Below are 8,131 nucleotides of genomic sequence, written 5' to 3' on the forward strand. Positions count from 1 at the left end.
TCAAATATCAAAAATCAAAATGCAAAAATGGTAATGATATTTGATTTGTAAAAGGGGGAGATGAAAAAGAGTTTATTTGCTATTCTGCCATTTAGCGTGATGAGTTGGTTCGGCTTATTAACTCTTTTGTTTGCTGATAGTTGGACTACAAAAGCACCTATGCCAACTGCCCGTAAAGGGTTAGCAGTGGTTGCAGTGCAGGGTAAGATATATGCTATTGGTGGCTACAATGGGACTGACTATCATGGACTACCTGTAAATGAGGAATACGACCCATCAACTAACACATGGGTTACAAAGGATAGTATGCCGACTCGCCGGCACGAATTAGCAGCTGCTGTATTAAATGATAAGATATATGCTATAGGTGGGGTTTCAGCATATCCTGGAGCTATTGCCAATGAGGAGTACGATCCTGAAACCAACTCATGGGGTGCTAAGACAGCTATGCCAACTGCGCGGTATAGTATGGGCGCAGCTACAGTGGGTTCAAAGATATATGTTATTGGGGGGTCAACTCCTCAAGCACAACCTCTAAATATTAACGAAGAATATGACCCATCAGTAGAGCCATGGGGTACAAAGGCACCTATGCCAACAGAACGCACTGGGCTGGCAGCTGCTGTAGTTAACTCTAAGGTATATGCAATTGGTGGCTATAATGGTAAATACTTGCCTACTAACGAAGAATATGACCCCGTAACTAACACATGGGCATCAAAGACACCGATGATGACTCCACGTGCATATTTAGTGGCAGGTGTGGTAAATTCTAAGTTATATGCAATAGGTGGCTATAATGGCGCTTATCTAAACAACAACCAGGAATATGATCCTGTAACTGACTCATGGACACCGAAGGCAGCGCTCCCAATTGCACGTGCATACTTGGTAGCAGATACAGTAGATGGGAAAATATATGCAATTGGTGGCTATAATGGTAGCTACCTAAACACTAACCAAGAGTATAACCCTGCAACTAATGCATGGACTACAAGGGTAGCAATGCCGACTGCGAGGAGTAGGGCGGGTGCGGCTACAGTTGGTAAAAAGATATATGTTATGGGAGGACTGAGAGAAAACAACTTCCAGTTAAATGTTAACGAAGCGTACGATACAGAGAATGACTCTTGGCAGTCAAAGGCAGCTATGCCAACTGTTAGATGTGACCTAACGGCGGCTGTTGTAGATGGTAAGATATATGCAATTGGTGGCCATTATAGTACTTGGCCAATTGATACTAACGAAGAGTATGACCCAGTAACTGATACATGGGCTACAAAGACACCTATGTTAACTGCGAGAGAATCGATGGCAGCAGTTTCACTAAACTCAAAAATCTACCTCATAGGTGGAGATGGTTTTTATGGGCTTTATCTCTACGGTATCAATGAAGAGTATCGACCGGCTGCTGATACAACAGGCTGGACTCCGTGGACTACAAAGGCAGCTATGCTAACTGCACGTAGTGGCCCGGGTGTAGTTGCTCTTGATGGCAAGATTTATGTTATAGGGGGGCGGGGTATTGGTGGCTTTCTTAATACTAACGAGGAGTATGACCCTGTAACTAACACATGGACACCTAAGGCAGCTATGCTGACTGCACGTGCTGGGCCGGGTGCAGCTGTTCTTGGTGGCAAGATATATGTTATAGGAGGATTTGGGACAGGCGGCTATCTAAAGACTAACGAGGAGTACGACCCTATAACTAACACATGGGCAACAAGGGCAGAAATGCTAACTGGACGTGAGGAATTAGGAGTAGCTGTAGTAGGTGATAAAATATACGCAATTGGAGGTGGGGCTACTCAGTATTTTGCTGTTAATGAGGAGTATACACCTGGTGAAGGGGTAGAAGAAGTAAGCTCTCTTACATCTACTTCTGAGCTTATTGTGACACCAACCATAGGGACGAGTGAGTTTAACATAATGTATTGTATAAGGACGGCAAATAAAGTAAGTCTAAAGGTATACGATGCAGGTGGTAGGCTCGTTTATACATTATTTGCTGGTTCATTACAAGCTGGTTCATATCGGACATTATGGAATACAACCTCTGCAGCTGGTACATATGTGAATTCAGGTATCTACTTCTGTAGGTTACAAGTAGGTGATGATAGTATAACAAAACAACTGATTTTACTTAGGTAAAAATGATTCATTGATGTAGACAGAGATTTTCAATCTATCTCAATGATATGGAGAGGTGCCCGAGTAGGCTTAAGGGGCACGCCTGGAGAGCGTGTTCTCGTCGGAAGGCGGGACGTGGGTTCAAATCCCACCCTCTCCGCCAGCCTTCGTCAAGACTATAGCTGACTTGCCAGCAAAATTAAAAGGATGAAAAACAAGCATTTTGTGTATATTTTAAGTGACGATATGGGCTTTAAGGGTGTGCCTATGAACAGCTTATATAGACAAAAAAGGAGAAAAGTTTAATAAAATAAACAGATGCTCAGTTTGTAGAATCCTGTGGAAAAGACTCATTATCTTTTTAGGAATATTAACTCTAAGCACCGATCTTATAATAGCCGACTGGGTAAGAGAAGATATCGGGGGAGCTAATCAGCGGATGATGTGTGTTACAGTAGGTGAGGGTGGAGACGATGGCACTTTGCGTGTCTATGCTGGATGCTGGAATGGTCATGTGTACGAATTTACATACTCTGAAGGGAGTTGGATAAAAGTAGATGTTGGCGGTGGCGCAGGGCAGTCAAATATGAATTGTATAGTGATTGGAACTGGTAGGAATGATGACACTTTACGATTATATGGGGCGTGCATGGATAATTCTATCTATGAGTTTACTTATTCTGACGGAACTTGGCATAGCGTAAATTTAGGATCCACCTTTATAGGCATACGCAGTATAACAATAGCACCGGGACGCAACGACGGAGTAATGCGTCTCTATATTGGAGGTGTCGCTTTCATGGGTGTATCAATTGCGGAGGCCTGGTATCAAGGAGGGGTTTGGTACCTTCTTCCGCTTGCAGATGAGACTCATGCAGTAGTAAGCCATCTTACACTTGGATATGGCCATAATGATGACAGTTTGCGTATCTATGCGTCATCTGAGGTGCGACCAAATATAGTAGAACTCACATATTCTGGTGGCTATTGGGGTGAGCCTCAGCCGGTGAGTGGACAGATTGGTTCCCCTCGGATGTATGGGGTAGCAGTAGGGACTGCCCACAATGATGGCGTAATGTATGTTTATGGAAGTAATTGGGATTCACATATCTACGAGTTTTTATACAAAGTGAGTTGGGTAGTAGAGGATATAGGATTTGGTGGACAGTGCACATATGACGATGCGATGCGTTGTGTAACTGTTGGTAAGGGTAGGAATGATGATACGCTACGTGTTTATGGTAGTTGTGAGGATGGTCATATTTACGAGTTTACATATAGAGTAGCTGGAATAAAAGAGAAAACAACCCATTTACAAGATAAAAAGTTAGAAGTTTTACCTAACCTGTTCAGCCAAAAGACCGTTATTCGTTATTCGTTTCCACAGGCCATACGGCTTGTAGGAGATCCTTCGGAAAACGGAAAACGGAACGATTATACGATTAACGATTCACGACTAACGATTCACGATTTAGCTGGTAGATTAGTTAAGTCTTTTGGGTCAGGAGACCCAAAACTACCCAAGCTCAATAACTCAAGTATGGGATGGTAGTGATGATAGAGGGAACAGACTACCGAGTGGCATATATTTTTGTAAGTTAAAAGTAGGAAATGATAGTTTAACCAAGCAACTGCTTTTACTTAGGTGAAGCTGTATAGTAATATCAAATATCAAAAAGCAAATATGAGCCACAGATTTCACCGATAAATGATGAAACCACAAATGAACACAAATATATGAATTTAGTGTGTATTCGTGTATATTCGTGGTTAAAAATCTGTGTAATCTGTGACATAATTTTTGCATTTTTAACATTTAATTTCACTTAATATGTGTGGTGTTATAGGTATACTTGGTGATTCTATTGTGGCACCAGATTTATGGGTCGGTCTCATTTCTATGCAACATAGGGGGCAGGATGCGGCTGGAATTGTAACTTACTCAGGAGACCGCTTCCATTTGAAGAAAGGTAAAGGTACAGTTCAATCTCTGTTTACTGAAGCAGATATTAATAGACTTATTGGTAATGTAGGGATTGGTCATGTCAGGTATCCAACAATTGGGGCAGGTGACCCGGAAGATGCGCAGCCATTTTATACAAATACGCCTTATGGTATAGCAATAGCACATAATGGTAATGTAATAAACTACAGTGAGCTCAAAAGTTGGCTTATCCATCACCAGCGTCATATAAATACGAGTTGTGATGCAGAAGTCATCCTTAATCTATTAGCTTTAGAACTTGAAGAGAAGTCTATATTTGATGCAGTTTGTGGTGTAATGGATAAAGTTAATGGTAGCTACTCTTGTGTTGCTTTCATTGCTAACCATGGCTTACTTGCATTTAGAGACCCACACGGAGTGAAGCCACTTAAATTTGGGAGACGGGATAAAAGTTTTTGTTTTGCATCTGAGTCAGTAGCCCTTGATACACTTGGCTATGAGATAAGTAGAGATGTAGCTCCTGGTGAAGCAATATTTGTTAGTTTAAAAGGGAAGGTGAGTTCAAAACAGATTAAGAAGGCGTTCCCTCGGCATTGTATATTTGAATACATTTATTTTGCACGCCCTGATTCTATACTTGACAGCATTCCTGTATATGAAGCAAGATTTAATCTTGGTAAAGAGTTAGGTAAAGAGGTGATGCAGTTAGGTCTAAAGCCAGATGTCGTCATTCCTGTCCCTGATACAGCGAGGACAACGGCACAGGCACTGGCACATTCTATTGGGGTACCACACAGGGAAGGTCTTATAAAGAATAGGTATATTGCAAGAACATTTATAATGCCAAGAGATACCAGGCGTATGGAATATGTCAGGTATAAACTTAACCCAATAAGATATGAAATAGAAGGTAAGCGTGTATTACTTGTAGACGACTCTATTGTGAGGGGGACGACCTCAAAGGCTATAGTGACACTCGTCCGCAAAGCTAAACCGAAGGCAGTGTATTTTGCATCTTCCTGTCCACCTCTTAAGTATCCCTGCTTCTATGGTATAGATATGCAGACAAGACAAGAGTTTATAGCAAGAAAGAAGAGTATAACTGAGATAAGAGCTGAAATAGGGGCGGATGAACTCGTATACCAGTCATTTAAAGGCATGCTGAAAGCAGTAGGAGGTGAGACCTCAAGTAATAAGACCTCGTATTGTACGGCTTGCTTTAGTGGCAAGTATCCAACTAAAATACCTGAGCGAGAGATAAGAAGGATTGAAAAAGAGCGCTCTCAAAGCTAAAACTTTGAGTTACAAAGGAGTGCTCTCAAGCTTTAAGTTACAAATTTTGTAACTCAACCCTTTAGGGTTGATAATTTAGAATATGAAAAAATTTAAATCATTTCCATTTATTGTTTGCGTGATTGGGTTTGGTTGTCAAAAGAATATAGCCAAAGTTGGTAATATCAAGATTACTAAGAACGACCTCTTGTATGAAGCACAAGTAGAATCAGTATATTGTGGTAAACTGCCATCCAATGATAAGGCACTGTTTAAACTTATCCAGAATGCAATATACGAAGATATAGCTATTAAACAGGGTATAGAGATATCTGATTCTATGCTACAAGCTGAGTCTACAAGAGTTAACCGTGAAACGAAAGCACCTCAACTACTTTATGCTGTTAAGCTTGTATTTGGTAAAGATAAGCGCTCTTATCTTAGACTATACCTTAAACCAATACTTGTTAACCAGTTACTTTACGGTAAGTTCTATTATTCTGATGAGTTCCAAGGCGATAGATACAATATTGCTAAGAATATTTTAGAAAAATGGCTATCAGATACAAGTTTTAGGGATACTGCATTTTATCACTCGTGGAAATATACGAAAGGAGGGGGTAAAACTTTACTCCCATACGATGTCGCTATCCCTGTAGAGTTAAGTGGGGTTGAGTCTATACTTGATTCACTTCCTATAGGTAAAATTTATCCTGAAATAATTGATGACAGGCTAAGCTATCGGGTTATTAGGCTTATAGGACGTAGTAGAGATGAGTATAAAGTTGACGGCTTTGCCATAGAAAAACATCCATTTGATACATGGTTTCAAGCCCAGTTACCAGGTATTTCTCTTCATATTTATGACAAACCGCTTCGTAAGGAAGTAGTCGAGTTAGTTAAGAATACTTATTGGACAAAAGTGCCAGGGCTTACTGAAACTCAATGTCTAAAATAACCAAAAAGGGTATCAGTAGAGTAAGCTAATGGAGTTTTGAATAATGAGTGTCGTGTTTCGGAAATCAATTTTGATACTGGTAGTGGTTGTAATCTTTAGCTATGTATGGGGTGATTGGAACACAATAAAAATAGGGACACTCCCTACTTTTCTTTACCAAGTAGCAGTAGGGGATGGCAGAAACGATGGTATAGACCGCGTTTATGTATCTACCTATGATGGCTACATATACGAAGGGACATACTATGGAGGCTGGTCTTGGGTAGAGGTTGGGCATTCCGATTCTGAGCGTATGCTTGATGTTACTGTAGGCAATGGTAGAGGTGATGGTATAAACCGAGTTTATGGAGGTTCTCAAAGCACAGCATATGAATTTACATATACACCGGGAGGATGGAATAGAATGGAACTCGGCGTTTCCGCATTCTCTAGAGAAGTATGGGTATGTGATGGTAGAGACGATGATATAATGCGTGTCTATGCAGGGTCTGGTGGTCTAAAAGAATGCACTTGGAATGGTAGTTCATGGGATGCGCTTAATATTGGTGAGTCTATAAACTGGCATTTTGGTATTGGAGCTGGAAGGAGCGATGATACAAATAGAATTTATTGTCCGGGTGCAGCCAGTTCATCTATTAGAGAATACACATGGAATAGCTCCTCCTACGATGAATCAATTATTGGCAATTTATCATTTTCACCTCTTCTCAGAATGGGTGGGAAGAAGTTGATATATCCCCGGATGCGCCATCGCTTAATCGGTTTGGTTTATGTCTTGGTAGGACAAGGAGTGATGGCCGTATTCGTGTGTATAGTGTAGCACAATATGGTGATATCCGTGAGCAATCTTGGGATGGTAGTTCATGGGTTGATAGTGTAGTAGATGCTGTAACGGGTGCATCAGCTAGTTTAACTGTTGGTATAGGAAGAAACGATGATACCTCCCGTATCTATGCTACAAGCGTTAGAGACAGTGGTGTATACGAATTTACCAATACCGACCCCTATGTGGGTACAGAACTCGCTTCTCGGACTATTAGTGTTAATTATACGCTGGACCAAAACCTACCTAATCCATTCAGAGATAAGACTATCATCTCCTATTTGGTTACAAAATTATGCGAGGTGGTTATCGAAGTTTATGATTTATCTGGTAGACTTGTAAAAGAGCTTGTGCATGGAGTATTAAAACCGGGTCAGTATAGGGTGAGTTGGGATGGTAGAGATTCTGATGATAAAAACATTCCATCCGGTATTTACTTCTGTAAACTTCGGGTAGAGAATTTTTTTATAGTGAGTAAGAAATTGATTTTAATTAGATAAATAGTTACGATATACTTAAAATTATGTATAAATCTATAGTGGCTCTTATGTTATTGCTATCTCTTATTATTTATAGTGGATGGATATTCTATCGCATGGACTAAGACATATGGTGGAAGTGGCTCAGAGAACGGTCGCTCAGTTCGGCAGACAGCAGATGGTGGTTATATAGTTGTTGGTGGAACATCTTCTTATGGAGCTGGTGGCTTTGATATATGGCTCATAAAGACAGATTTTCTTGGTTATGTGTATGGGGTGAAGGAAAACAAGTTACAACCCCTAAATTCCAAATCCAAAATGGAAGTATATCCTAATCCATTCACCAGAACTACAGAAATCAGAATACAGGACACAGGATACAGATTGCACTTTTAATTTTAAACTTTGAATTATATTGGAGGTGATGTCTATGATTGTGTGATGGGGAGTGATGGGATGGGCTTTTGGGGTGCCTATGAACACCATTAGTAAAATCAAATATCAAAAATCAAAATGCAAAAATG

The 8,131-nt window shown here is 40.5% G+C and carries 7 protein-coding genes and 1 tRNA gene; all 8 read left to right on the forward strand.

All coding sequences use genetic code 11. From position 1 onward, the window contains the following. The first annotated feature begins 60 nt into the window (after positions 1 to 60). A complete protein-coding gene (locus tag QMD71_09650; GenBank protein ID MDI6841088.1) occupies positions 61 to 2,151 on the forward strand; it encodes a kelch repeat-containing protein in 2,091 nt (696 codons plus the stop codon). 49 nt (positions 2,152 to 2,200) lie between these two features. Then, positions 2,201 to 2,293: transfer RNA gene (locus QMD71_09655), tRNA-Ser, on the forward strand. 276 nt (positions 2,294 to 2,569) lie between these two features. Next, complete coding sequence (locus QMD71_09660) at positions 2,570 to 3,682, forward strand: hypothetical protein (protein MDI6841089.1); 1,113 nt, start codon at positions 2,570 to 2,572, stop codon at positions 3,680 to 3,682. A 279-nt stretch (positions 3,683 to 3,961) separates the two neighbouring features. Then, a complete protein-coding gene (gene purF, locus QMD71_09665) occupies positions 3,962 to 5,368 on the forward strand; it encodes an amidophosphoribosyltransferase (GenBank protein ID MDI6841090.1) in 1,407 nt (468 codons plus the stop codon). A gap of 82 nt (positions 5,369 to 5,450) precedes the next feature. Beyond that, positions 5,451 to 6,305: a hypothetical protein gene (locus QMD71_09670; GenBank protein ID MDI6841091.1), complete on the forward strand. Its 855-nt coding sequence runs from the start codon at positions 5,451 to 5,453 to the stop codon at positions 6,303 to 6,305. A gap of 70 nt (positions 6,306 to 6,375) precedes the next feature. Further along, positions 6,376 to 7,125, forward strand: coding sequence for a hypothetical protein (locus QMD71_09675; protein ID MDI6841092.1), 750 nt, complete (start codon positions 6,376 to 6,378; stop codon positions 7,123 to 7,125). Continuing rightward, a complete protein-coding gene (locus QMD71_09680) occupies positions 7,113 to 7,628 on the forward strand; it encodes a FlgD immunoglobulin-like domain containing protein (GenBank protein ID MDI6841093.1) in 516 nt (171 codons plus the stop codon). The genes QMD71_09675 and QMD71_09680 overlap by 13 nt, the downstream gene beginning before the upstream one ends. Positions 7,629 to 7,703: 75 nt before the next feature. Further along, a complete protein-coding gene (locus QMD71_09685) occupies positions 7,704 to 8,003 on the forward strand; it encodes a hypothetical protein (GenBank protein MDI6841094.1) in 300 nt (99 codons plus the stop codon). Positions 8,004 to 8,131: the final 128 nt, after the last annotated feature.

The organism is bacterium, assembly GCA_030018315.1.
Lineage (GTDB): Bacteria > Hydrothermota > UBA3073 > JACQXS01 > JAGMCI01 > JASEGA01.

What these genes read in the sequence shown, in the direction of transcription:
- purF (MDI6841090.1), top strand. Translation starts at nt 3,962, where the DNA reads ATGTGTGGTGTTATAGGTATACTTGGTGATTCTATTGTGGCACCAGAT.
- QMD71_09650 (MDI6841088.1), top strand. Translation starts at nt 61, where the DNA reads ATGAAAAAGAGTTTATTTGCTATTCTGCCATTTAGCGTGATGAGTTGG.
- QMD71_09660 (MDI6841089.1), top strand. Translation starts at nt 2,570, where the DNA reads ATGATGTGTGTTACAGTAGGTGAGGGTGGAGACGATGGCACTTTGCGT.
- QMD71_09670 (MDI6841091.1), top strand. Translation starts at nt 5,451, where the DNA reads ATGAAAAAATTTAAATCATTTCCATTTATTGTTTGCGTGATTGGGTTT.